Origin of the sequence: Veillonella atypica, from assembly GCF_041431435.1 — a bacterium.
GTDB classification, from domain to species: Bacteria; Bacillota; Negativicutes; order Veillonellales; family Veillonellaceae; genus Veillonella; species Veillonella atypica.
Map to the genome: position 1 here is coordinate 63,098 of NZ_JAPVXV010000001.1, position 25,109 is coordinate 88,206.

Here is a 25,109-nt window from a genome sequence, read left to right on the forward strand (position 1 = left end):
ACAATATGGTAAATAATAATGAAATGACTCATTTATTAAGGAGTATATATGAAAGAATTATTTCAGAAGCACCGTAAACGTATTATTGGTGGTGTTATTGCTATCTGTTTATTAGGTGGTGGTGGCTATTATTATGTTCATACAAATGATAGTGCACAGACCCAGCAGAAATATACAACCGGCAAGGTTGAAAAGGGCGATGTAAAGACTAGTATTAGTGCTACGGGTACTATTAACCCTGTTAATTATGTAGACGTATCCACAAATGTGGCTGGTAAACTTGAAAAAGTATTGGTCAAGGAAAATGATCATGTTACGCAAGGTCAAGTGATCGCCTATATAGATACAAGACAATTACAAGCACAAGTTGATAATGCAAAGGCTGCTCTCGATAAAGCGCGTTTAGATATGAATCGCTATAAAGCGCTAATCGATCAAAATGCTGTAGCAGCGCAAACTTATGATGATGCTGTGACTGCATATGAACAAGCTCAGTCAACTTATGATAGAGTATCTGCTGATTTAAATGATGCTACTATCACTGCTCCTATGTCGGGTACAGTAGTAGGGACACCTCTTAAGGCCGGGCAAACGATTAGTACAGGCATTTCGACACAAATGATCATTGCGACCATTGCGGATTTATCTGATTTAGAAATTTATTTGACAGTTGATGAAACTGATATTGGCAATGTAAAAAATGGCTCTAAGGTAGAATTTACTGTTGACTCTAAGCCAGGTCAAACTTTCACAGGCTATGTATCTGAAATTGCAAAAGGTACTAAAGGGAATATGGGTGTTACAAGTAATAGCGTAGTGTACTATACTGTGAAAGTATCGATTCCAGCTGATATTTCCTCGAATTTCTTGCCATCTATGACCGCACGTGCCACAATCTTTGGCGATGATATTAAGAATACCCTTGTTGTACCATTAACAGCGGTACGTACTGATAAACAAGGTGAATATGTATATGTCATCAAAGATGGTCAACCTGTTAGAACTGCTGTATCTACAGGTGTAACGGGTGATACAAATGTTCAAATCTTAAGCGGCGTTTCCGAAGGTGATGAAATTATTGTTAGTGGTGATGTAACGGGCCCTAAGAATAACTCTCATGGACCATTTTAAGCGTAGGTGAACTATGAATCAGTCAGTTATTGATATTCAAGGTATTACAAAGACCTATGTAAATGGTAAGTTAACGGTTCCCGTTCTACATGGTATAGATTTACAGGTACAAAAAGGTGATTTCGTGTCTATCATGGGGCCTTCTGGTTCTGGTAAGTCTACCTTTATGAACATTTTAGGTTGCTTAGATAGACCTACATCTGGATCCTATCGCTTGAATGGTAATGAAGTAGCTAATCTCAGTGATGATGAATTAGCGTATGTACGTAATAAAGAAATAGGCTTTGTATTTCAAAGCTTCAATCTATTAACGAAACTAACGGCTATTGAAAATGTGGCGTTGCCCATGGTTTATGCAGGCATCGATAAAAAAACACGTACTGCTCGTGCAGAGGCTTTGCTTACATCTGTAGGCTTGGGTGACCGTATGGATCATTTACCAGCAGAACTATCCGGTGGTCAACGTCAACGTGTGGCGATTGCCCGTGCATTGGCCAATGACCCTGCTATCATCATGGCCGATGAACCGACAGGGAATTTGGATTCTAAATCGACTATAGATGTTATGAATATCTTTAGAGGCCTCTATGACGAAGGGCGTACCATAATTCTTGTTACCCATGAACCTGAAATTGCAACCTATGCAAGTCGAAACGTTGTATTGCGTGATGGCTTAATTGTGGAGGATAAGAAAAATGTAAATATGACTCCTGTTCAGGAGGTGACACATGTATAAAGAAAGTTTCTTAATGGCCTGGGCATCGTTGATTGCCAATAAAATGAGATCTATTTTAACGATGCTAGGTATTATTATTGGTGTAGCTGCTGTTATTGCCCTTGTGTCAATCGGTAATGGTGTTAAACAAGATATTCAGAATTCCATTTCTAGTTTAGGTTCCAATCTATTGATGGTTATGCCTGGTGCTCCACGTACACCGGGTGTGCGTCCATCACAGGGATCTATGAAATCTTTGAAGGTTTCTGATTATCAAGCTATTAGCAAATTAGATGGCGTCAAGGCAGCAAGTCCATATACAGCTAATTCTTATGTAACTATATACCAAAGTAAGAACTGGACTACTACTGTTAGTGGTGTAAGTAGTAATTTTCAAGATGTAAATAATTGGACCATGGCTGAAGGTCGATTTATCTCTAGCAAGAATGTAGAAAATCGTGAACGCGTAGCTGTTGTGGGACAAACCGTAGTTAAGAATTTATTTGCTGGTGAGGACCCAGTGGGTAAGGAAATTCGTGTTAAAAATATTCCGTTCCGCGTTATAGGTGTTCTTAACAGTAAAGGGAATGGTACTATGGGGAATGACCAAGATGATACTATCTTCATTCCTTACACGACGGCTATGGAGCGGGTAGAAGGTGTTGACTATCTTCGTATGGTCTACGTTGTTGCTAATGATGATAACGGTATTGACCGTTTGCAATCGGATATAGAAAATCTATTGCGTGTACGTCATAGCATTAAGGACACAAACCTTGATGATTTCAACATTCAGAATATGAAATCGATTATGGAAACGATGGAGCAGACGACAGGAACCTTGACCTTGTTCTTAGGTGCTGTAGCTGCTATTTCTCTTGTTGTAGGTGGTATTGGGATTATGAATATCATGCTCGTTTCCGTTACCGAACGGACTCGTGAAATTGGTATTCGTAAGGCCTTAGGTGCTACATACTTTGTCATTGTTACACAATTCTTAATCGAAGCTGTTGTAATCAGTCTTATGGGCGGTCTCATAGGCATTGCTCTCGGTATAGGTGCGTCAAAATTGATAGGATTGGCATCTGGTATGAGTACGGTTATTTCGGTACCTACTATCGTGTTATCCTTTGCATTCTCCATGGCCATCGGTTTGGTATTCGGTATTTATCCTGCGCGAAAAGCGGCTAAATTAAATCCAATTGATGCGTTACACTATGAATAGTATTGGTAGATGCGGATATTTGAGAGATCTCACATTCATATAATGTAATAGACATATTCGCATACAGTGCGTTGCATGATACAATTAAGTATGATGTAACGCACTATTTTTAATTTAGTGAGGAAATTATGGCAACAACATTATTGGAATATTTTAATGAATTACGTACACAGAATCCTTTTTCCTGGGTAAAAGATTCTGAGGTGACAACTGTAGAACCTGGTCATGCAGAAATGACGTTGCAAACAAATGAAACGGAGTACTGCAATTTTAGAGGGCACTTGCATGGTGCTGTTTGTATTGGCTTTGCAGATAGCTTGATGGGAACGGCATGCTTTACACTAGGAAAATCGGTGAGTACCATTGATATTAATGGTAACTATTTGAAAGCTGTCAAAGGTGGCACAGTATTGCGTGGTGTAGCGAATGTGGAACACAGTGGTAAAACTACGATGGTGGCTACTGCGCGTATTTATAATGAGTTAGGTGAAGTGGTACATATAGCAAGAGGTACGTTTTTTGTGGTAGAAGAGCGTCCTTTACCGGATTTACCTTGGAGATTCATTGAAGAAGATGACCCAAATTTGGTATAATGGGGGTTGAACTTTGTAATTTAGGAGGACGGTTGTATGGAACAAGAATTACAACGCATTAAAGAAGAAGCGTTATCTGCTATTAAAAGCGCTTCTGATGAACAAGCGTTGCAAGACGTACGCGTAAAATATTTAGGTAAAAAAGGTGAAGTAACGGCATTGCTAAAAGGGTTGGGTAAACTTTCCCCCGAAGAACGCCCTAAAATGGGGGCTCTTGTTAATGCAGTTCGTCAAGCATTAGAGGAAGAAATCGATGCATTGAAAACGTCTATGGAAGTAGCGGCTATGAACGCTCGCTTGGAAGAGGAAAAAATCGATATCACTCTACCTGGTAGAGCTCCAAAAACAGGTCATATTCATCCATTGACAACAGTAAACGAAATGATTGAAGATTTCTTCATGAAAATGGGCTATACCGTTGAAGAAGGTCCTGAAATCGAACAAGATCACTTTAACTTTGAGTGTCTTAATTTACCAAAAGATCATCCAGCACGCGATATGCAAGACTCTTTCTATATTACAGAAAATTTCTTGCTTAGAACTCATACATCTCCTGTACAAGCACGTACTATGCAACGTCATGAGCCGAACAGTCCAATTCGCATGATTGCGCCTGGTAAGGTATATCGCTGGGATTATGATGCTACGCATTCTCCAGTATTCCATCAAGTAGAAGGCTTGATTATTGATGAACATATTACATTTGCTGATTTGAAAGGCACTATCGAAACATTCCTACGTCATATGTTTGGCGATGACACAAAGGTACGTTTCCGTACAAGCTTCTTCCCATTCACAGAACCATCTGCAGAGGTTGATATTTCCTGTGTAATGTGCGGTGGTGAAGGCTGTCGTGTATGCTCTCATACAGGCTGGCTTGAAATCCTTGGCTGCGGTATGGTACATCCTCGTGTACTTGAACTTAATGGCTATGATCCTAATAAGGTGAAAGGTTTTGCCTTTGGTATGGGCGTAGAACGTATTGCTATGTTGTTATATGGTATTGGCGATTTACGTCTATTCTTTGAAGATGATATCCGTTTCTTGGAACAATTTTAGGAGGTAGAAATGAAAGCAAGCTTACAATGGATGAATGAATACGTACCTCTTGATCTAAATCGTCCTGCCCAAGAATTAGCGGATGAATTAACACAAGCAGGTATTCCTGTAGAAGAAGTACTTTCTATGGATCCAGGTTTGAAAAAAATCTATACTGGTAAAATCGTAGAAATTACAAAACACCCAGATGCAGATAAATTACAAGTATGCCAAGTACAATGCTTATCTGAAGATGGGGAAGAAATTACTAAACAAATCGTTACCGCTGCTACTAATGTAGCTGTAGGTCAAATCGTACCAGTTGCGTATCATAAATCTCGTTTGGCAGATGGTACAGAAATTAAAAAAGGTAAATTACGTGGTGTTGTATCAGAAGGCATGTTTTGCTCCGTTGCTGAATTCGGTATTTCTAGTGATTTGGTAAGACCGGAAGAAGCACAAGGCATTTATATTTTCCCTGAAGGCACACCAATCGGTTTAGATATTAAAGAAGCACTCATGCTTGACGATACTGTGTATGAATTTGAATTGACAGCTAATCGTGCAGACTGCTTCTCCATGGTTGGTTTGTCCCGTGAATTCGGTATCATGACAAATCAAAAGGCTTTATTCCCAGTTATTATGGTGAATGAAAATGGTGAGTCCATCGAAGGTAAAGCATCTGTAGCTATCGAAGCGCATGATCTTTGCACGCGATTTACATCCCGTCTTGTTACGAATGTTACCATCGAACCATCTCCATTGTGGATGCAAAATCGTTTGCGTAATAGCGGCATTCGCCCTATCAATAACGTAGTAGACGTAACAAACTACGTTATGCTTGAATTAGGTCAACCAATGCATGCTTACGATTATGATTGTGTAGCGGACCATACCCTTATTGCACGTCGTGCAAAAGCCGGTGAAACACTTACTACACTAGACGGTAATGAACGTGAACTCAATGAGTCCATGCTTATCATTGCAGATACAAAGGGCCCAATCGGCGTAGCTGGCGTTATGGGTGGTCTTACTAGTGAAGTAACAGATAAAACTACGAACGTCTTGTTCGAAGCTGCTGTATTTAATGGACCATCTATTCGTCGTACATCCAAAGCATTAGGTATGCGTTCCGAAGCATCCGGTCGTTTTGAACGCGGTGTAAACCATAAATATACAGCATATGCTATCGATCGTGCTGCACAATTGTTACAACAAATCTGTCCTTCCTGTAAGGTGAGTGTTGGCGTTATTGATGTATATCCAGAACCAGTAGAACAACGCACTGTAACTTTCACAGCAGAACAAATCAATGACTATCTTGGCACTTCTATTGAAAAAGATAGAATGGTAGATATTTTAACGAAGCTCGAATTTGGCATTACAGAATCTGGTGATACTATTGAAGCACTCGTTCCAACATGGCGCGATGATGTGACTGGTATGCCTGATATTGCTGAAGAAGTGGCGCGCATCGTAAGCTATGATAATATTGCGCCTACAATTCCTGTAGCGATACTATCCTCCGGCGGTATGACACCTAAGAAAGCGTTAACAAAAGAAGTAACGCATTACTTAGCTCATGCAGGTCTTAGCCAAATCATTACATTTAGTTTCATGCACAAAGATGGCCTTACGAATATGATGTTACCAGAAGGTGACAGTCGTTATACTGCTATTCCAATCTTAAATCCTATTTCCGAAGAGTTCCCATATATGAGAACTACGTTGGTGCCAGCTGTTATTGAAGCAGCTAAACGCAATATTGCACAACAAAACAAAGATTTGTGGTTATTTGAAACGGCTAATGTATATGAACCAAAGTCATTGCCATTAACAGAAGTACCGCATGAACGCCCTATGGCATGTGGTATTATGATGGGTAAGGTTACAGAGGCCGCATGGAACCAAGCGCAACGCGATACTGATTTCTATGATGTAAAAGGTGTAGTTGACGGTTTACTAGCTAAATTAGGATTGACTCAATATAATATTCAACCATCTAGTGAAAGCTATTACCATCCAGGCGTAAGTGCACATTACACAGTCAATGGTGTAACGATTGCTAACTATGGTGAATTACATCCACAAGTGGTTAAAAACTTCGATTTGTCTGGTAAAGTGTATATGTTTGAAATCGATTTGGAAGCTGTTTTATCCATTACAGTACCGCCATTTAGATATCAATCATTCAGTAAATTCCCAGGTACAAGTCGTGACTTGGCTATTGTAGCACCAGTATCTGTTACAAGTGGTGACATTGTAGCGCTTATTAAGGAACATGGCGGAGAATACTTAGAATCCGTATCTATCTTCGACGTTTACGAAGGGGAACATATTGAAGCGGGCTATCGTAGCTTAGCTTATAATTTACAATTTAGATCGATGGAAGGAACATTAAATGATGAAGACATTGATGGTGCAATTCAAGCGATTATTGATGCATTAGCAACTAAAAATTGTAAATTACGATAAATCATCGTGAAAGGGTTTACCTTATGGTAGACCCTTTTATGTCTATCTATCCCCTGTTGTATAATAGAAGGTATAGGTAATGAGTCAGAAAGGATTTATTATGGAATTATTAGCACCAGCGGGTACGATGGAAAATTTTATGGCTGCCTTGGAATCTGGGGCGGATGCTATATACTTAGGGGGCAAGGTCTTTAATGCACGGGCTCATGCAGCCAACTTTGGCATTGATGAGCTGCGTGAAGCTGTGCGATTGGCGCATATTCTAGATGTGTCTGTATATGTAACCGTTAATATTTTAATTGGAGACACTGAACTAGGGGAGCTTGAAAATTATCTTAAGGATTTAGACTCTATTGGTGTAGATGCCATCATCGTGCAGGACTTAGCAGTTGCAGAAATTGCAAAACGTGTTGCACCAAACATCCATCTTCACGGTAGTACACAAATGACGGCTGCTACACTAGATGCGGTTCGGTTTTACGAAAGTTTAGGCTTTACTCGCGTTGTATTGGCTCGTGAATTAAGTCTTAAGGAAATTCAACATATATGCAAACATTGTAAGGCAGAAATTGAAGTATTTGTACATGGTGCATTATGTGTATGTTACTCAGGTCAATGTTTGATGAGTTCTTTCATCGGTGGCCGCAGTGGTAATCGAGGTGCTTGTGCACAGCCTTGCCGCTTACCTTATGAATTATTGGATTCTAAGGGTGAAAGTGTGTTACCTAAACATGAAGCCTATTTGTTGAGTCCAAAGGATCTTAACTACAGCGAGCATATGAATGAACTTGTAGCGGCTGGTGTTACATCCTTTAAGGTAGAAGGTCGTATGAAAAAGGTTTCCTATGTACGTCAAGTGATAGGCACATATAGAGAAATATTGGATAAGGCGTCCATTCAAGAAAATCAACGTAAAGCACTAGCCTCTGGATTTAATCGTGGATTTTCCACAGCCTATTTAGAAGATACGGTAGGTCGACAAATGATGACCGTAGTGGCGCCAAATCACCAGGGTAAGCCAATCGGCGAATCGTATACGAAAAAAGGGGAAGTTTACTTATCCTTAACAGAACCTATTGAACAAGGTTCATTAGTTAAAATATTACAATCTAATGGCAGTGTTACCTATTATACGGTAGATGACGAATGGACATGTGTATCCGATACGCTGTATAAAGGGCGACCAGCAGAGGGCTTAGCAGTAGGTCAATTATATTTAGCATCTACACCAAAGAATACAAAGTCACGAGGCTTACAAGAGTTTACCCGTAAATATGATATGTCTGTATATCTCAGTGTTGGTTCTAATGGTGAAACAAATTATACTGAATTAACTGCCATCCTAGACTCTGGCCTTAGTGTGACTGTTACAAATGAGTATGTGCCAGCTATTGCTAATAAAGTGCCCACATCGTTAGAGAAGGTAACAGAACAGTTAGGTCGGTTAGGTAATACGTTATTTAGGCTTTCTTATGTAGATATTCCTGATGGCCCTTATATGTGGCCTGCTAGCGTTCTTAATGCACTACGTCGTGATGCTGTAACTGCATTAGAAACAGCGTTAATTACACATCATGTAGAATCATGGCAAGCATTGCAAGTAACAGGCGATGTAGATTATGATTTCAAGGCGCAACACGAGTTATCCTATGATACTTGTCCTATGATTTCAGCTCGTGTCGATGAAATAGAAGGTGTGAAAGCAGCAATTTCTGGTGGAGCACAAAAAATCGTTTTTGGTGGTGATAGACTGAGTCGTATACCATATGCGTTATCTATATATGATGAGGTAGCCCGTTTATGTGCTCAATCTGATGTGATTTGCACCTTTGCTACACCACGAGTTGTGAAAGATGATGAAGTAGAAGCATATAAACATACATTAGAGGCAATCGTACAGGCTCATCCAGATAGTATTTCCATTCACGTGCCACAAGCATTATTATGGCTCCGTGAATTAGGATATACAGGTGCCATTGAGGCTGATACAGGACTTAATATTTTCAATACACCTACATTGCATTTCTGGGAACAGTTACATATAAGTTGTGTAAATCCATCGCAAGAGTTGACCTTAAAACAAATTACGGAACTAGCTAAACATAGTCACGTTCCTATTGAGACGATGATACATGGCTATACGGAAATGATGATTTCCGAATATTGTGCTATTGCAAGTTTTGTTGGCACAGGTAGTAAAGTAAATTGTCCTATGCCATGTGTTAAGGAATCGTATTCGTTAAAGGATAGAAAAGGTGAAATATTCCCAATTCGTACGGATCCATACTGTCGTATGCACATCATGAATAGTCATGAAATGGATATGCGAGCCTATGTACCTATGTTATTACAAAAAGGAATTTCCATATTACGCATAGATGGTCGTCATATGAAACCAAGTTATGTGAAAGATATTGTATCCCAATATGTTGGCATAGCAACGGGTACGATGGAGGCACCACCTAAGAAAATAGATTCCCAAGGCGAATCTATTACACGGGGACATTATTTTAGAGGTATTTTATAGAACGAGGTAGTACATTGTTTAATGAAGATGTATTAGATTTTATAAAAATTAAAGAAGAGTTGGCTAGTCATTGTAGCTCTATTATTGCTAAAGAAATGGCTTTAGCATTAGAACCTATGACGAATCGAGAAAAGATTCAAGAGGCTTTAGATGAAACAGCAGAAGCACTACGCTCTTGGCAAACAGAAATCGAGCAACCTTTAGGGGGGACTCGAGATATACGTGAATCTTGTAAAAAGAGTCGTAAGGATTTTGTGCTTTCACGAGAAGCCATATGGGATGTCTATATAACTATAGGTGCCTATAAACGTATGGCGAAGTTCTTTAGAGCGAAGTATATGGAATACCCATTATTGTCTTTATGGATGCAAGACATGCCGAATATGGACCGTGTGGAACAACGGTTAAAACGTGTATTTGATGAAAAAGGGGAACTGCTCGATACAGCATCTCCTAAATTGGCGAGCCTACGGAATACGATTAGTAAGACGCGAGATCGTATTAAACACGATATTCAAGCCATATTGCATGACAAGGATAATCAGAAATATTTCCAAGAAGCGATTATTACGCAACGCAACAATCGTTATGTAATTCCTGTTAAGCAAGAATATCGCCAATATTTTGATGGTTTAATTCACGATCGATCTGCAACAGGGCAAACATTATATATTGAACCGATGCGACTTGTACAGCTAAATAATGATTTGCAAGAAGCTTTAATTGGTGAGGAGCAAGAGGTATTACGCATTTATAAGGAACTTTCAGCCCTTATCAAACAACATAGTAATGATCTGATGGATGCCTGTGAAAAGGTATCCCATATTGAATTTGTCTATGGGAAAGCAAAACTCGCTATAGCTCAAAAGGCAGTACAAGCCACATTGAGCGAAGGGCGTGACGTCAATTTGATGCGTGCTCGTCATCCGTTGATTCCTGCCAATACAGTTGTACCTACAGATATTCGTCTAGGTACGGATTATCGAATTTTATTGATTACTGGCTCCAACACGGGTGGTAAAACGGTGTCATTAAAAACACTTGGCTTATTATCCCTTATGAACCAAAGCGGTTTATTTATTCCTGCTGATCACGGTTCTATATTGCCGATTTTTCACAATATTTTTGCAGACATTGGGGATGAACAAAGCATTGAAGCTAGCTTGTCTACATTCTCTGCACATATGACACAAGTGATTTCTATTATTAAACATTGTGGTCCTAATGATCTTGTGCTACTCGATGAACTCGGCTCCGGCACAGATCCGGAGGAAGGTAGTGCTTTAGCTGTATCCATACTTGAATTCTTCCGCCAAAAAGGAACACTTATGATGGTAAGTACTCACTATAATGAGTTAAAGAACTATGCGTACCATACGGCAGGTATCGAGAATGGTCACGTTGAATTTGATGAGCGCACCTTAAAGCCTACCTATCGATTACATATTGGCGTAGCTGGTAGTAGTCATGCATTGAGCATTGCAGCGCGTTTAGGGCTACCAAAGGATATTGTCAATCGTGCACGCGATTACAAGTCTAAATTTGGCAGTAGTGAAATGGAAAATGTTCTAACCGATTTGAATGAACAATTACGTAAATCATCGGAACGCGAACGGGCACTCAAAAAAGAATTAGATGAAACACGTCGTATGCGCGGTCAATTAGAAAGAGAAAAGAAACAGTTTAATGAAAAACGCAAACAGATGTTAGCGAAGGCTCAAGCTGATGCGGAATCGATGAAACGTAGTCTCCGCGTAGAAGGGGAAGCCATCATTAAACAGTTAAAGGCTCAATTCTCTGAGACAAATAAGGATAAGCGCCTATCCGCTATCAATGCAGCTCGTAAAGGAATCTCTAATGTTCACGTGCCAGAGGCACCGGTGAACGATGATCGTAAGACATTATCTATTGATGCAGTTGCTATTGGTCAAGTTGTATATGTCACATCTTTGCGCTCGTTAGGGACGGTTTTATCCATTAAGGGCAATCGTGTTACTGTAGATATCAATGGTTTATCTGCTACTGTGAAAGTAAATGAATTGCAAACTACTACGAGAGAAGAATCCAATAAGATTCAACGAGATAATCTTAAGGCCCAACCTAAAACACGCAAAAAAGCAGGTGGCTCTGCCGTACAACGTCAAAAAGAAGTGCGTACAGAGATTAATATTCTCGGTCAAACCGTAGATGAAGCTGTTGTTTCTGTAGGTCGATTTATTGATCAAGCCCTATTAGGCGGCATCAACCAAGTTCGTATCATTCATGGTAAAGGGACTGGTGCATTGCGCGAAGGCGTACATCAGTATTTACGAACCTTGCCACAAGTAGCACATTTTGAAACTGCTGGCTATGATGAAGGTGGCGCAGGTGCTACAAATGTAGTGTTAAAATAATATACAATCCTTATGATAGTGCTAGATAAGAAGCAGACAACTATGAGTCTGCTTCTTTTTTTGTAATAGAAAAGAGGCAAAACCATGTGGTTTTGCCTCTTAGTATGTTGCTTCGCTAGTGGTTAGCGATCTTTTTTCTTCTCTTTTTTAGACTTCGATTGACTTGGTTTGGAATCTGTAGATTCTACCTTGGATGATGAGTCATCATCTTTTGAGATTGCATCATTCTTATCCTTACCATCCTTTTTATCTTTGTCATCTTTTTTGTCTTTGTCGTCCTTTTTCGGAGCTTCTTTTACTGGATTATAATGGCCCTCGCTGACAGCCGCTTGAGCACTAGCAGGTACATTAAAGTCAGAAGCAGGGGTATTAGCTAATGCGGCCGACATAAATTGTCTCCACATTACTGCCGGCGTTGAACCACCGGTAATACCTAATGTTTCAGATCCGTAGTCATCGCCTATCCAAACCGCAGCAACTAAATCAGGTGTATATCCAACGAACCAAGCATCTTTTTCATCATCTGTTGTACCTGTTTTACCAGCTGCAGGTCTACCGATAGCAGCATTGCCACCAGTACCACCAGTGATAACAGACTCTAACATATCTGTAATAATAGCCGCATCTTTTTCTTCAACGACGCGTTTTTCTTGGATGGAATTTTCTTCCACCACTTGTCCGTTTCGATCCACAATTTTTATGATTGCTGTAGGTTGAACCTTGACGCCACCATTAGCCAGTACGCCATAGGCTTCTGCCATTTCTAATGGTGAAACACCATGAGTTAAACCACCGAGTGCTGTTGATAAGTTGTTATCTTCATCAGTTAAGGTAGTAATACCCATCTTTTTAGCTAAGTCGATAATCTTAGACATGCCCACTTCATCAGCAATTTTTACAGCTGGTACGTTACGAGAATGTTGTAATGCATAACGGTAAGTAATATTGCCTTCATAGTTTCGTTCATAGTTTTGAGGACGCCATCCATTAAAATCAACAGGGCTGTCATCAACAATGGAACCTGGAGTTTTACCAGATTGAATAGCAGCTAAGTAAACAAATGGTTTCATAGCAGAGCCTGGTTGACGTTCCGCTTGTGATGCACGGTTAAAGGCATCATCTCCACGACCACCGACCATGGCAACAATATAACCGTTATGTGGATTCATTGCTACAATAGCACCTTGTGGTTGGTGTAGACCATTTTGGTCAGTATACATAGTTGGTAGATTTTGCATTGCTGCAACTGCAGCATTTTGAGCATCCATATCGAGAGTGGTATAAATTTTTAGACCATCTTTATAGATTGCATCATCACCATATTTTTCAGAAATTTGAGCAATTACGTAATTGATAAAATAAGATGCATTGTTGTTTTCGTGAGTTTGCTCTTGCTTAGCAACTAAACCTAAATCTGCTTCGCGAGCTGCATCGGCTTTATCTTGTGTGAGATAACCATACTTAACCATTTGGCCCAATACAACAGCCTGGCGTTTTTTACCGGCTTCTAAGTTGTTGAATGGGGAGTAGTAGTTCGGACTTTGAGGTAACCCAGCAAGCATAGCACATTGAGCTAATGTTAAATCGCGTACATCTTTACCAAAGTAAACATGAGCTGCTGATTGAACACCATAAGCACCTTGACCAAAATAAATTTGGTTCATATACATTTCAAGAATTTCTTGTTTGGTATAGTGCTGTTCGATTTTAAGTGCTAATAAAGCTTCGGAAATCTTACGTTTAAGAGTTCTGTCTTGGGAAAGAAATGCATTACGAGCCAATTGTTGTGTGATTGTAGAACCACCTTCGGATACACCACTATGTACAACATTAACCCAAATAGCACGTAAAATACCGATAGGGTCGATACCGTGATGGCTATAAAAACGGGAGTCTTCAGTAGCTACAAAAGCATCTTGTAATTCTTTTGGTACTTCATTAATTGGGACTGGCAAACGATTCTCTGTGGAGTGAACCGTAGTAATTAAATTGCCATGTACGTCATAAATCTGAGACGATGCAGATGGTCGTACGTTAGATACATCTGGAAGATTAGACATGGTAGCGCTTATAAAACCACAACCGCCACCGGCTACAATAAGAACAAGTAATAATACAATCATCCAAATCGTCTTTTTAGTTGATGCCTTTGGATTGCTCGGGTTAGGAGCTGGCTTACGACGAGCTCTTATATTTGAGTTATTACCCATAGAGTCACCTCTTTTTTAAAGTAAATATAACGTAAAATATATTACGCAGTTATAAATAGTATACCATAAAAGACATAAAACAAACACTATATATAATTGTGAAAGCCTATTTATAATGGTATACTATAAAGAACAGATTTTATGTAGGAGGATTTCCATGATTACAGCACAAGAACAAGTGCGCCAAATTACACATGGCGTATCTGGAATAATTAATGAAGAAGACTTAGTCAAAAAAATAGAACGTTCCATTAAAGAGAATAAACCATTGATCGTAAAATTGGGCCTCGATCCTACGGCTCCTGACATTCATTTAGGTCATACCGTACCACTTCGTAAGCTTCGTTTGTTTCAAGAATTTGGCCATCAAGTGGTTATTGTAATCGGCGGTTTTACAGCTCGTATTGGTGACCCTACTGGTAAAAGCGTAACACGCCCACCACTTACTAAGGAAGAAGTATTAAAAAATGCGGAAACCTATAAGACACAAATCTTTAAGGTATTAGACCCTGAAAAAACAATTGTACGCGATAATAGTGAATGGCTTGAATCCATGAACTTCGCTGATGTACTTCGTTTGGCAAGTTCGTATACAGTAGCACGTATGATGGAGCGCGATGACTTTGATAAACGTTACAAAGAAGGTCGTCCTATTGGTGTACATGAATTTATGTATCCATTGATGCAAGGTCAAGATTCTGTAGCATTGCATGCAGATGTTGAATTTGGTGGTACAGATCAAACTTTCAACTTACTTATGGGTCGTCACTTGCAAGATTTGGCAGGACAAGAACCTCAAGTAGTTATTACTATGCCATTGCTCGAAGGCCTTGACGGCGTTCAAAAGATGAGTAAATCCTTGGGAAATTACATCGGTATCGATGAAGCACCAAAAGATATGTATGGTAAAGCCATGTCTATTCCTGATGAATTGATGATGCGTTATTTCATGCTCGTTACGGATATGTCTATCGAAAATCAAGACGACATGGAAGAACGTTTGGAAAATGGCACATTGCACCCACGTGATGCAAAAATGCAATTGGCAAAAACTATCGTTCGTTTATATCATGGGGAACAAGCAGCGCAAGAAGCGGAAGATGAATTTAAACGCGTATTCCAACAACATGCATTGCCAACCGATATTCCTGAATATGCTATGGATAAACCTAGCGAAGCAATTTTCGTACCACAATTCTGTACGGATGCTGGTTTGACTGCTTCTAATGGTGAAGCACGCCGCTCCATTAAAGCTGGTGCATTCAAAGTCAATGGTGAAAAATACGGCGAAGAAAACCTAGTTCTTGAAGACGGCATGATCGTTCAAGTAGGTAAGCGTAAATTTATCAAAATTAAATTTAATTAGTTGATAATTTTTTGAGTAAATAATATTAATATAGAAATAATAGGGAGCTGATATAATTAGCTCCCTATTATTTTGATAGAAGACTATTTTAATATTTTTACCCTTAAAAAGCTTATAATTTAAAAATGTCTAGTATTAAGTGGAGTATAGCCTTGGAGAAAGATAATAAATGAAGAAATCATTACAATTATTGCTATTTAAACCGATATCTTCTGGTGCCACATATTTAATAAAAAATGAAACTATAAAATCAGCACTAATGTTGTTTTGTATCGCTTGGATTACAGTGCGTGGATTATATTTAATAAATGGAATTCATGTTAAAGCTTGGCAAAGTATTCATATTTTATATCTTGATACATTTGTTGGCTTTAATTTATCACCCTATTTAATTGATTTTTCTTATCGATTATTTCTTTCTATTTTGATTGCATTTATATGTTGGATTGTTATGCGAATTTGGGTTAAAGTAGACTTTTTAAAAGTTTTCATGGTAACCCTAGTAATATCTGCATTAAATTTTTTTGTTACTATTCCTAATATTTTAGTTTTTAATCTGGTTAAGAAGCTTTCAATTGATAGTCCTTTTTGGGGAAAAACTATATATGATTTTGTTCATTTTTTAGTAGGGCTATTTGAAATTTATGTATACTTTCTATTTACTGTACTCTTATACAGATTAACTAATTTAAACAAATGGGGCATAGCGATATTCTTATCGTTATTGTTGGTAGGTATATCAATCGTTTTCAAGCCTTTGGAAGCTTTTTTCAGTTGACTATTAAATAAAGAGGAATTTAATGTTTCGAGATTCAATAAGATTATTAGTACATCCTAATAAAGAGACGATACTAGATATAATTCAAGGTATTACATTTAAAGGTGCAATATGTTTATATACTCTGGCTTGGGTTATCTTGCGAATCATTATGGGGAATGCCGGTATTGATGTTCTTCATATTTTACCAATTCTTGATCATAAGCTAGTTTATGTTAATTACATAATAGTTTTTATTGTAGACTATATTTACATAATGTTTAAAACTATAATATTAGCATCCTTGTTATGGTTATTATTAAAATGGTGGCATTCAACCTCATTAAAAAGTTTTATAGTAATGACAATATATTCAATGGGGCTTTGCTTTTTATTTGCTAGTATAAAATTTTATCTTCAGTCTTATTTTTTGAGTTTGAATTACTTAGATAATAATTGGAGTTTTATAATGTGGAATATTGCCGGTCTATTTGGCAATATTTTAATTTTCTATTCTTGGATATTATACTTAATGATATTGTATCGCTTAACAAATATTAATAAGTATTTATTAATCGTTTGCACTGCGTTAATTTGTTATGTATTTTATGCAACGCAAATAACTATATCCATATAGTAGTTTTTAGAGATGGCCGTTTATAATTTAAATGGTCATCTTTTTGTTTTTGTAGTATATATTTGAAAATATGCCTATAAAAATTGACATAATTTTGATTAAGGTATACTATTTATATGTAAAAGGTTTAATGTGTTGCACTAATTACAAACAGGAGGTTCTCACATGAATCGCGAAACAGCTTATGTATTATGGTTTGATGAATTAAAACGTGAAGATGTAAATTTAGTAGGTGGTAAATCCTCATCCTTAGGTGAATTAACTTCCTCTACAAATGTACCTGTACCTTATGGTTTTGCAACAACTGCATATGGGTATCGTGAGTTTATGAAAGAAACTGGCCTTGAAGATCGTATTCGTCAAGAGTTAGATGATTTAGATGATGTAGAAAACTCTGCATTACTTCGCGAAGTTTGTACAAAAATTCGCCGCATGATTTGTCAAGAAGAAATGCCTGCTGCATTGGCTGAAGCTATTCGCAAATCGTATGAAGAACTAGGTGAAAAGGTAGGCGAAAAAGATCCGTTCGTAGCTGTTCGTTCTAGTGCAACTGCAGAAGACTTACCAGATGCTAGTTTTGCTGGTCAACAAGATACATATTTAAATGTTCGTGGTGCAGATACAATCATTGAAAAAGTAAAAGAATGTTATGCATCTACATTTACAGATCGTGCAACATATTACCGTGTAAAACAAGGCTTTGACCATATGACAGTAGCGTTGAGCGCAGCTGTTCAAATGATGGTATTCTCCAAAGCTGCTGGCGTTATGTTTACGGTTGACCTTGTAACAGGTAATGATAACAACATCCTAATCGAAGGTTCTTGGGGTCTTGGTGAATATGTAGTACAAGGTACAGTTACACCAGATAACTTCCGTGTAGATAAACAAAAAATGGTTATCACTGATCGCATGATTAATGATAAAAATATTCGCCTTGTACGTAAAGCTGATGGCGATTGCATAGAAGAAATCGTACCTGCTGATGAAGCTAATAAACAAGTTATTTCCGATGAACAAGTATTGGAATTAGCTGAATACGCCAAAGCTATTGAAAAACATTATGGCTGCTACATGGATATGGAATGGGGCGTAGATGAAAGAAATGGTAAAATCTGGATTCTTCAAGCTCGCCCAGAAACAGTATGGTCCAGAAAAGATAAATCTGAACAAACTGCAGAAACAAGCGCAGCTACTACTACAGATCGTGAAATCGTAGTTAAAGGTTTACCAGCATCTCCAGGTAAAGCTGCTGGTAAAGCACATGTTATCATCAATCCTGAAGATATTGATGAATTCAAAGAAGGCGAAATCCTTGTTACAGCTATGACTGCACCTGACTGGGTTCCAGCTATGAAAAAAGCCAAAGCTATCGTTACAGATGCTGGTGGTATGACTTGCCATGCGTCCATCGTTAGCCGTGAACTTGGTATTCCTTGTATCGTTGGTACTAAGAGCCGTAGCCATGAAGCTACAACTTCTATTAAAGAAGGCCAAATGATTACTGTTGATGCAACTAATGGTATTGTTTACGATGGTGTGTTAGAAGATGTTGTTAAACCAGCTGCACCACAAGAACAAGCTGTGGTAGCAAGTGAATATATTCCTGTAACTGGTACTAAGATTTACATGAACTTAGGCGATCCAGATTTGGCTGAAAAATACGGTGTATTGCCTTGTGATGGTATCGGTTTGATGCGTGAAGAGTTCATTTGGACTACATTCATCCATGAACATCCATTGCACCTTATCGAAACAGGTCGCAGTGATGTAGCTGTTAATACATTGGCTGAAGGTATGCGTAAAGTGTGTCAAGCGTTAGCACCTCGTCAAGTAGTAGTTCGTTTAAGCGATTTTAAATCTAGTGAATACCGCGACCTTAAAGGCGGCGACAAATTTGAACCACATGAATCCAGTGCATTACTTGGCTGGCGCGGTGCTTCTCGTTACTATGATCCTAAATACACACCTGCTTTCAAATTAGAATTAGAAGCAATCAAAAAAGTGCGTAATGAATTTGGTTTCAAAAACTTACAAGTTATGATTCCATTCTGCCGTACTGTTGAAGAAGCTGAACTCGTAACCAACTTGATGGCTCAAGAAGGACTTGTACGCGGTAAAGATTTCAAAATCTGGCTCATGGCTGAAATTCCAGCAAATATTATCCTAGCTGACCAATTCAACAAATACGTAGATGGTTACTCCATTGGTTCTAACGATTTGACAATGCTTGTTCTAGGTTGTGACCGCGATAATGAAACAGTCCAACACATTTATGATGAACGTAATTTAGCCGTTCGTAGAGCTATTCGTCATCTTATCGAAGTGGCTCATAAAGATGGTAAAACTGTATCCATCTGTGGCCAAGCACCAAGTGTTTACCCTGAACTTTGTGAATTCTTAGTTAAGAGTGGTATTGATTCCATCTCTGTTAACCCAGATGCGGTTAAAAATACTAAGAAAATGGTGGCTCAAATCGAGCAACGCATGATGATGGATGCACTTACAGGTCGTGGTCGTCAAGATGTAGAAGACCTTGAATGGTAATAAAGATATACTTTATTTGATGATGTAAAGAGGAGGCGAGAGCGCCTCCTCTTTTTCTAAAATGATACATAGGATATAATATTTATATGCGAAAGGAGGGACGGGTGTGAAACTTTCAAAACGACAAGAAGCAATAGCCCATATTGTACGTGAAAAAGGACCTGTTACGGGAAGTGCTATAGCGGAACATTTGGATGTGACACGATCTGCATTGCGTTCGGATTTAGCTGTGCTTACCATGATTGGCGTTCTCGAAGCAAGGCCTAATGTAGGATATTACTATGTTGGCTTGTCGCCTAAGGACCAAACTGCTGAAATTTTAAGGTCTTATAGCGTACATGATGTGCTTTCACAAGCCGTTATCGTATCGCCAGAGACTAATCTATATGATACAATCGTAACCATTTTTACAGAGGATGTGGGAACGATTTTGGTTTGCGAAGGTTCCTATTTACAAGGTGTTGTATCACGCAAAGATTTATTGCGTGCCTCCATAGGTCAAACCGATGCACATACAATGCCTATCTCAATGATTATGACACCCGTTAGCAAAGTTATCACCGTAGAACCATCGGATTCGTTGGCTGTGGCGGCGCAAAAAATGATTGACTATGAAGTTGATTGTTTACCTGTTATAGTTAGGGAAGACGATGAATCACAAGATAGTCCTAAGAAACGATTAAAGGTCGTAGGACGTGTATCTAAAACAACCGTTACTAAAGCGTTTTTAGAATGTAGTACTCAAGAGGTATAAAGAATGGCAGAAAAAATTATTTATGCGATATCTGACTCCTTAGGCGAAACTGCAGAGGCCGTTGCGAGAGCAACAGCAAGTCAGTACGACAAGGAACAAATTGAAATTGTTCGCATACCATATATCGAAGATAAGGCTCAAATTGATGAAATTATACGAGATGCTAAAAATGGCAATCACGTAATTTGTCATACCATTGTATCTTTAGAATTGCGCAATTATTTACATGAAAAAGCGGCAGAAAATAATATTCCTGCTGTTGATATTATGGGCCCTGTATTGGATGCCGTAGGTACAGTAGCATCTACGAAGCCACGCATGACGGCTGGCATGGTGCATAAGCTAGACCAAGAATATTTTAAGAAGGTAGAGGCTATCGAGTTTGCCGTTAAATACGATGATGGTAAAAATCCATCAGGCTTCGAAAAGGCTGATGTTGTGATTATCGGTGTATCTCGTACAAGTAAAACGCCGTTATCTATGTTTTTAGCGTATAAAAAAATTAAGGCAGCTAACTTACCACTAGTTCCAGAGGTACCATTGCCAGAGGAATTATTTAAGATTCCACCTAAAAAAATTGTGGGATTAATTATTGATCCATATAAATTGAATAATATCCGCAGTGAACGTTTGCGTGCTATTGGCTTAGAAGATGAGGCTAATTATGCCTCTATTGAGCGCATTAATTCTGAATTAGAATATGCAAAAGCCATTATGCGCCGTCTACATTGCCAAGTACTTGATGTTTCCAACAAATCCATTGAAGAGACAGCATCTCTTGTTATGCAATTAGTAGATAAAAATCGTATGGCTGCCGGAAAATAAATAGGGGAGGCGCGAGCCTCCCTATTGTTAAATATATGTTGTTAGCATTTGTATTAAAGAGGTACTATGAATATTAGAGAACGTATAGAAGAACGTGAGGATATGATCTTATCTCCTTATGCGGCAAGAAGTAGTATGGCGTTGCGCGATATTGATGAAGAACCAGATCCACTACGTACCGCATTTCAACGAGATCGGGATAGAATTATACACAGTAAATGTTTTCGTCGTTTAAAACATAAAACACAAGTATATATTGCACCGGGTGACCATTATAGAACAAGAATGACGCATACCCTTGAAGTAGGGCAAATCGGACGTACTGTTGCGCGTGCTCTTCGACTCAATGAAGATTTAGTGGAAGCCATTGCAATGGGGCATGATGTGGGGCACACGCCATTTGGCCATGTTGGAGAATATGCATTGCGCGATATGGTGGGACATTTCAACCATAATGAACAAAGTTTGCGCATGGTCGAAGTTTTGGAGAAACATGGAAACCGACAAGGTCTTAATCTGACAAAAGAAGTGCGAGATGGGATTTTAGGCCATACAGGACCAACCATACCATCTACATTAGAAGGGCAGATTATACGTATTGTGGACCGTATTGCGTACTTGTGTCATGATTATGATGATGCACAACGGGCTGGCATGCTAGAAGCTGACGATTTACCAGAAGAAGTGCGATTCTACTTTGGCGATACTCCGTCTAGTATGATTACGGCTATGGTGAAAGATATGGTTGAACAATCTCTTGATAAACCGGCAATTCAGATGTCTGCTGATATTGAAAGCACGATGAATGTTTTTAGACAGTTTATGTTTAAAAACGTCTATTTAGCACCTGCATTAATTCCTGATCGAAATAAGGCGGCTCATGTAGTAAAAAATTTATTTACACACTTTATGGAGCATCCAGGTGATATAGAAACCTATGTAGAACGAAAAGGTGTGTATTCCACTGTTGATATTGTTGACTATGTAGCAGGATTAACAGATCAATATGCTATAAAGCTATTTAAAGATTACTTTATTCCAAATATTACTTTGTAATAGGGCAACAAAAAGACCGTTACCAAATGGTAACGGTCTTTTTGTTTAAGAGTACATGTACTATTTATTTTACGCGCGTGTAATTTTATTAGAACGAAGGCAGCGAGTGCATACATTTACTTTTTTTGTAGCACCGTCTACAACCGCCCGTACTCTTTGAATGTTCGGTTTCCAAGTTTTTCTTGTGCGAATGTGAGAGTGACTCACGTTCATACCGCTAGATGTGGATTTGCCACATACTTCGCAAAGGTTTGCCATAGTTTCCACCTCCAAGCTTAATCTATAACATAACAAAAGTATATTATCATAAAGCCAAGGTTTAAGCAAGTGTTTTTACTACATGCATTGATATTTTATGAAATATACTACAATATTTGGTATACTATAGCTAATATTGTAGTCGAAATCTATGAGATATGGCAAGAGAAATATAAAAATGGATATATTTTCACTATATTCATTAATTATGTTATATGTGAGGCATTATAATGAACGAAGCACTGACCTCTATTAAGGGAATTGGACCAGGTCGAGAAAAACAACTTCATAAATTAGGCATTGATACTGTATCCAATTTATTGGCTTATTTTCCACGCTCCTATGAAGATAGACGTAAAATTTATTCCATCAAAGAATTGGAAACTGGTATGACCGCAGGGGTGGTAGGTACTGTCGTATCCATTATGGAAAAACGTCCACGGCCTCGCTTATCTATTTTAGATATTACCATTACAGATGGCACTGGTCCGATGAAGATTGTATTATTCAATCAAGGATATAAAAAGAACTTTTACAAAAAAGGACAACGCCTCTATGCGTACGGTAAAGCCGAATTTCAATATGGTTCTATGCAGATGAATTCTCCGCAAATTGAAAATCTTGGGCCAGATGCTGTGCCAGATACGGGGATTGTCCCGATTTATCCCTTAGTGGATGGCGTTTCCCAATATGTTGTGCGCGGGTCTATTCGAAATTGGTTCGAAGCGCATCATACAATGGATGAAATTTTACCGCCTGAAATCTTGGATCATCATGCAAGTATGAATCGATATGATGCATTTAAGGAGATGCATTTTCCTTCGAGTAGTGAAAGTTATGAAAAAGCACGGTATCAATTAGCTTATGAAGAATTATTTATCATGCAGTCTGGCTTGGCTCTGCTTAGAAATAAAGAGCAATGTCATGTAGGGCCTAAGATGGAGCCCGATGGTACATTGATGGAACAATGTAGGGCGAATTTACCCTTTCAGCTGACGGGTGATCAAGAACGGGCGGTAACAGAAATTTCACAGGACATGCAAGATGAACGGCCCATGCAACGATTATTACAAGGTGATGTGGGCTCTGGCAAAACTGTTGTAGCAACATTGAGCCTTGTGAAAGCCGTAGAAAATGGATATCAAGCTGTTATCATGGCACCTACAGAAATCTTAGCGACTCAACATTTTGAAGGCATAACTGAATTTTGTAACAATTTACCTATTAACATTGCATTGCTTACAGGATCCACACCTAAAAAAGAAAAGGATAGAATCTATGAGGAGTTAGCCAATGGAACCATACAATTGATTATCGGTACCCATGCGCTCATTCAGGACAAGGTTCAATTTAAGAACTTAGGATTGGTTATTATCGACGAGCAACATCGTTTTGGTGTTAATCAGCGTGCCGCATTACAACATAAGGGCGTATATCCTCATGTTTTGATTATGACAGCCACACCGATTCCAAGAACGATGACCCTATCCGTATATGGTGACTTAGCGGTATCCCTTATTAAGGAAATGCCTCCAGGTCGTAAACCTGTTAAGACCTATGTAGTAGATAGCTCATATAAAGAACGATTGCGCGTGTTCTTTGGTAAGGAAATGGCGGCAGGTCATCAAGTATATGTGGTTTGCCCTCTTGTAGAGGAATCTGAAAAACTTGATTTGCAAGCAGCAGAAGAACTCTTTTTGGAATTGAAAGACTATTTTTATAAAAGTTTTGAAGTGGGCCTTGTTCACGGGCGTATGAATCCAAAAGAAAAGGACGAGGTGATGCAAGCCTTTCATGATGGCCGTATTCAATTGCTCGTGTCTACAACCGTTATCGAGGTTGGCGTCAATGTTCCTAATGCGACGATTATGTGCATAGAAGGGGCTGAGCGTTTTGGATTATCCCAATTACACCAATTACGAGGTCGCGTTGGACGTGGTGACATTCAGGCGTATTGTATATTAGTTAGCGATTCCAAGGGGGATGTCAGTCAAGAACGGTTGCGGTTGATGGAATCCACGCAAGATGGATTTGAATTAGCAGAACAAGATTTATTACTGCGTGGATCTGGCCAATTGTTTGGACTTGCGCAATCAGGATTACCTGATTTACGGGTCGCTAATATCATAAAAGATATAGATATACTAGTTACGGCACGTAATGATGTACTGTCATATATCCGAGAATTTGGCATCGATCAACTAGAAATTCAAATGAAAGAAGAATTATCAAAAAGATTTGGTGAAAAATTTCTTAGAATATTGTATAATTAAGAGGTAGGACTAATAATTTTATAAGGTGCGATAATACTAGGTTTTATCTAGGTTTTCCCCTTGTATATAACGGCCTATTCTCGTATAATATAAAAAACAATATTTTTGTATCTATGGAGGTGCCATATGCCATTAATTCATGTTGAACTCGTTGAAGGTCGTACAAAAGAACAAAAGAAACAATTAGGTGAAGCTATCACTAAGGCTACTGTAGACATCGTAAAGGTTCCTGCAGAAGCAGTTAAGGTTATTTTTGTTGATATGAAAAAAGATGAGTTTATGGAAGGCGGCATTTTGCGGTCTGAACGCTAATGAAAGCTACGATTATC

Annotated in this window: 19 protein-coding genes; 17 read left to right on the top strand and 2 right to left on the bottom strand. The window is 38.6% G+C overall.

Going from position 1 to position 25,109, the window contains the following annotated elements; genetic code table 11:
• Positions 1–48: 48 nt before the first annotated feature.
• The 8 genes from O3598_RS00310 (at position 49) to O3598_RS00345 (ending at position 12,097) form a co-directional block, all read left to right on the top strand.
• A complete protein-coding gene (locus O3598_RS00310) occupies positions 49–1,131 on the top strand; it encodes an efflux RND transporter periplasmic adaptor subunit (RefSeq protein WP_118353972.1) in 1,083 nt (360 codons plus the stop codon).
• Positions 1,132–1,144: 13 nt separating this feature from the next.
• The gene (locus tag O3598_RS00315; RefSeq protein ID WP_005375997.1) at positions 1,145–1,867 is read left to right on the top strand and encodes an ABC transporter ATP-binding protein; all 723 of its coding nucleotides are present in this window, start codon (positions 1,145–1,147) and stop codon (positions 1,865–1,867) included.
• Positions 1,860–3,071, top strand: coding sequence for an ABC transporter permease (locus O3598_RS00320; RefSeq protein WP_060807774.1), 1,212 nt, complete (start codon positions 1,860–1,862; stop codon positions 3,069–3,071). Before O3598_RS00315 ends, O3598_RS00320 begins: the two co-directional genes overlap by 8 nt.
• Before the next feature lie 128 nt (positions 3,072–3,199).
• Positions 3,200–3,664: a PaaI family thioesterase gene (locus O3598_RS00325; protein WP_005379184.1), complete on the top strand. Its 465-nt coding sequence runs from the start codon at positions 3,200–3,202 to the stop codon at positions 3,662–3,664.
• Between the two features lie 36 nt (positions 3,665–3,700).
• The gene (pheS, locus tag O3598_RS00330) at positions 3,701–4,723 is read left to right on the top strand and encodes a phenylalanine--tRNA ligase subunit alpha (protein WP_105084580.1); all 1,023 of its coding nucleotides are present in this window, start codon (positions 3,701–3,703) and stop codon (positions 4,721–4,723) included.
• Positions 4,724–4,732: 9 nt separating this feature from the next.
• Complete coding sequence (gene pheT, locus O3598_RS00335; protein ID WP_371451371.1) at positions 4,733–7,177, top strand: phenylalanine--tRNA ligase subunit beta; 2,445 nt, start codon at positions 4,733–4,735, stop codon at positions 7,175–7,177.
• Between the two features lie 79 nt (positions 7,178–7,256).
• A complete protein-coding gene (locus tag O3598_RS00340) occupies positions 7,257–9,704 on the top strand; it encodes a U32 family peptidase (protein ID WP_287528306.1) in 2,448 nt (815 codons plus the stop codon).
• Positions 9,705–9,718: 14 nt separating this feature from the next.
• Positions 9,719–12,097 carry an endonuclease MutS2 gene (locus O3598_RS00345; protein ID WP_316705718.1) on the top strand — a complete coding sequence of 793 codons (2,379 nt, stop codon included), beginning with the start codon at positions 9,719–9,721 and terminating at the stop codon, positions 12,095–12,097.
• A 122-nt stretch (positions 12,098–12,219) separates the two neighbouring features.
• On the opposite strand, the gene O3598_RS00350 is transcribed toward O3598_RS00345, so the two are convergent.
• Positions 12,220–14,307, bottom strand: coding sequence for a transglycosylase domain-containing protein (locus O3598_RS00350; RefSeq protein ID WP_005379154.1), 2,088 nt, complete (start codon positions 14,305–14,307; stop codon positions 12,220–12,222).
• Positions 14,308–14,464: 157 nt separating this feature from the next.
• On the opposite strand from O3598_RS00350, the gene tyrS reads away from it, so the two are divergent.
• The 7 genes from tyrS to O3598_RS00385 all read left to right on the top strand — a co-directional run bounded on the left by tyrS (position 14,465) and on the right by O3598_RS00385 (position 22,249).
• Positions 14,465–15,673 (top strand): tyrosine--tRNA ligase, encoded by a 1,209-nt coding sequence (tyrS, locus tag O3598_RS00355; protein ID WP_227041500.1) that lies wholly within the window; start codon positions 14,465–14,467, stop codon positions 15,671–15,673.
• 169 nt (positions 15,674–15,842) lie between these two features.
• The gene (locus O3598_RS00360) at positions 15,843–16,451 is read left to right on the top strand and encodes a hypothetical protein (protein ID WP_227041501.1); all 609 of its coding nucleotides are present in this window, start codon (positions 15,843–15,845) and stop codon (positions 16,449–16,451) included.
• Between the two features lie 22 nt (positions 16,452–16,473).
• Complete coding sequence (locus O3598_RS00365) at positions 16,474–17,067, top strand: hypothetical protein (RefSeq protein WP_227041502.1); 594 nt, start codon at positions 16,474–16,476, stop codon at positions 17,065–17,067.
• A gap of 165 nt (positions 17,068–17,232) precedes the next feature.
• Positions 17,233–19,614 carry a phosphoenolpyruvate synthase gene (gene ppsA, locus O3598_RS00370; protein ID WP_287509889.1) on the top strand — a complete coding sequence of 794 codons (2,382 nt, stop codon included), beginning with the start codon at positions 17,233–17,235 and terminating at the stop codon, positions 19,612–19,614.
• Positions 19,615–19,720: 106 nt separating this feature from the next.
• Positions 19,721–20,368, top strand: coding sequence for a helix-turn-helix transcriptional regulator (locus O3598_RS00375; RefSeq protein ID WP_005379155.1), 648 nt, complete (start codon positions 19,721–19,723; stop codon positions 20,366–20,368).
• Between the two features lie 3 nt (positions 20,369–20,371).
• Positions 20,372–21,193 carry a pyruvate, water dikinase regulatory protein gene (locus O3598_RS00380; protein ID WP_156931333.1) on the top strand — a complete coding sequence of 274 codons (822 nt, stop codon included), beginning with the start codon at positions 20,372–20,374 and terminating at the stop codon, positions 21,191–21,193.
• A 66-nt stretch (positions 21,194–21,259) separates the two neighbouring features.
• A complete protein-coding gene (locus O3598_RS00385; RefSeq protein ID WP_156931332.1) occupies positions 21,260–22,249 on the top strand; it encodes a deoxyguanosinetriphosphate triphosphohydrolase in 990 nt (329 codons plus the stop codon).
• A 69-nt stretch (positions 22,250–22,318) separates the two neighbouring features.
• Here the strand turns inward: O3598_RS00385 and rpmB are convergent, their stop codons facing one another.
• Positions 22,319–22,507, bottom strand: a complete 189-nt coding sequence (rpmB, locus tag O3598_RS00390) for a 50S ribosomal protein L28 (RefSeq protein ID WP_005386334.1) — start codon at positions 22,505–22,507, stop codon at positions 22,319–22,321.
• A 230-nt stretch (positions 22,508–22,737) separates the two neighbouring features.
• Between rpmB and recG the strand changes: the two genes are divergently transcribed.
• Both recG and O3598_RS00400 read left to right on the top strand, forming a co-directional pair.
• Entirely contained in the window at positions 22,738–24,780 is a 2,043-nt protein-coding gene (recG, locus tag O3598_RS00395) for an ATP-dependent DNA helicase RecG (RefSeq protein WP_371451376.1), read from the top strand.
• 126 nt (positions 24,781–24,906) lie between these two features.
• Positions 24,907–25,092, top strand: a complete 186-nt coding sequence (locus O3598_RS00400; RefSeq protein ID WP_005376374.1) for a 4-oxalocrotonate tautomerase — start codon at positions 24,907–24,909, stop codon at positions 25,090–25,092.
• The last annotated feature ends 17 nt before the right edge of the window (positions 25,093–25,109 follow it).

What these genes read in the sequence shown, in the direction of transcription:
- O3598_RS00315 (WP_005375997.1), top strand. Translation starts at nt 1,145, where the DNA reads ATGAATCAGTCAGTTATTGATATTCAAGGTATTACAAAGACCTATGTA.
- O3598_RS00365 (WP_227041502.1), top strand. Translation starts at nt 16,474, where the DNA reads ATGTTTCGAGATTCAATAAGATTATTAGTACATCCTAATAAAGAGACG.
- tyrS (WP_227041500.1), top strand. Translation starts at nt 14,465, where the DNA reads ATGATTACAGCACAAGAACAAGTGCGCCAAATTACACATGGCGTATCT.
- ppsA (WP_287509889.1), top strand. Translation starts at nt 17,233, where the DNA reads ATGAATCGCGAAACAGCTTATGTATTATGGTTTGATGAATTAAAACGT.
- O3598_RS00340 (WP_287528306.1), top strand. Translation starts at nt 7,257, where the DNA reads ATGAGTCAGAAAGGATTTATTATGGAATTATTAGCACCAGCGGGTACG.
- O3598_RS00350 (WP_005379154.1), bottom strand. Translation starts at nt 14,307, where the DNA reads ATGGGTAATAACTCAAATATAAGAGCTCGTCGTAAGCCAGCTCCTAAC.
- pheS (WP_105084580.1), top strand. Translation starts at nt 3,701, where the DNA reads ATGGAACAAGAATTACAACGCATTAAAGAAGAAGCGTTATCTGCTATT.
- O3598_RS00380 (WP_156931333.1), top strand. Translation starts at nt 20,372, where the DNA reads ATGGCAGAAAAAATTATTTATGCGATATCTGACTCCTTAGGCGAAACT.
- O3598_RS00400 (WP_005376374.1), top strand. Translation starts at nt 24,907, where the DNA reads ATGCCATTAATTCATGTTGAACTCGTTGAAGGTCGTACAAAAGAACAA.
- O3598_RS00385 (WP_156931332.1), top strand. Translation starts at nt 21,260, where the DNA reads ATGAATATTAGAGAACGTATAGAAGAACGTGAGGATATGATCTTATCT.
- rpmB (WP_005386334.1), bottom strand. Translation starts at nt 22,507, where the DNA reads ATGGCAAACCTTTGCGAAGTATGTGGCAAATCCACATCTAGCGGTATG.
- O3598_RS00325 (WP_005379184.1), top strand. Translation starts at nt 3,200, where the DNA reads ATGGCAACAACATTATTGGAATATTTTAATGAATTACGTACACAGAAT.
- pheT (WP_371451371.1), top strand. Translation starts at nt 4,733, where the DNA reads ATGAAAGCAAGCTTACAATGGATGAATGAATACGTACCTCTTGATCTA.
- O3598_RS00360 (WP_227041501.1), top strand. Translation starts at nt 15,843, where the DNA reads ATGAAGAAATCATTACAATTATTGCTATTTAAACCGATATCTTCTGGT.
- O3598_RS00320 (WP_060807774.1), top strand. Translation starts at nt 1,860, where the DNA reads ATGTATAAAGAAAGTTTCTTAATGGCCTGGGCATCGTTGATTGCCAAT.
- O3598_RS00310 (WP_118353972.1), top strand. Translation starts at nt 49, where the DNA reads ATGAAAGAATTATTTCAGAAGCACCGTAAACGTATTATTGGTGGTGTT.
- recG (WP_371451376.1), top strand. Translation starts at nt 22,738, where the DNA reads ATGAACGAAGCACTGACCTCTATTAAGGGAATTGGACCAGGTCGAGAA.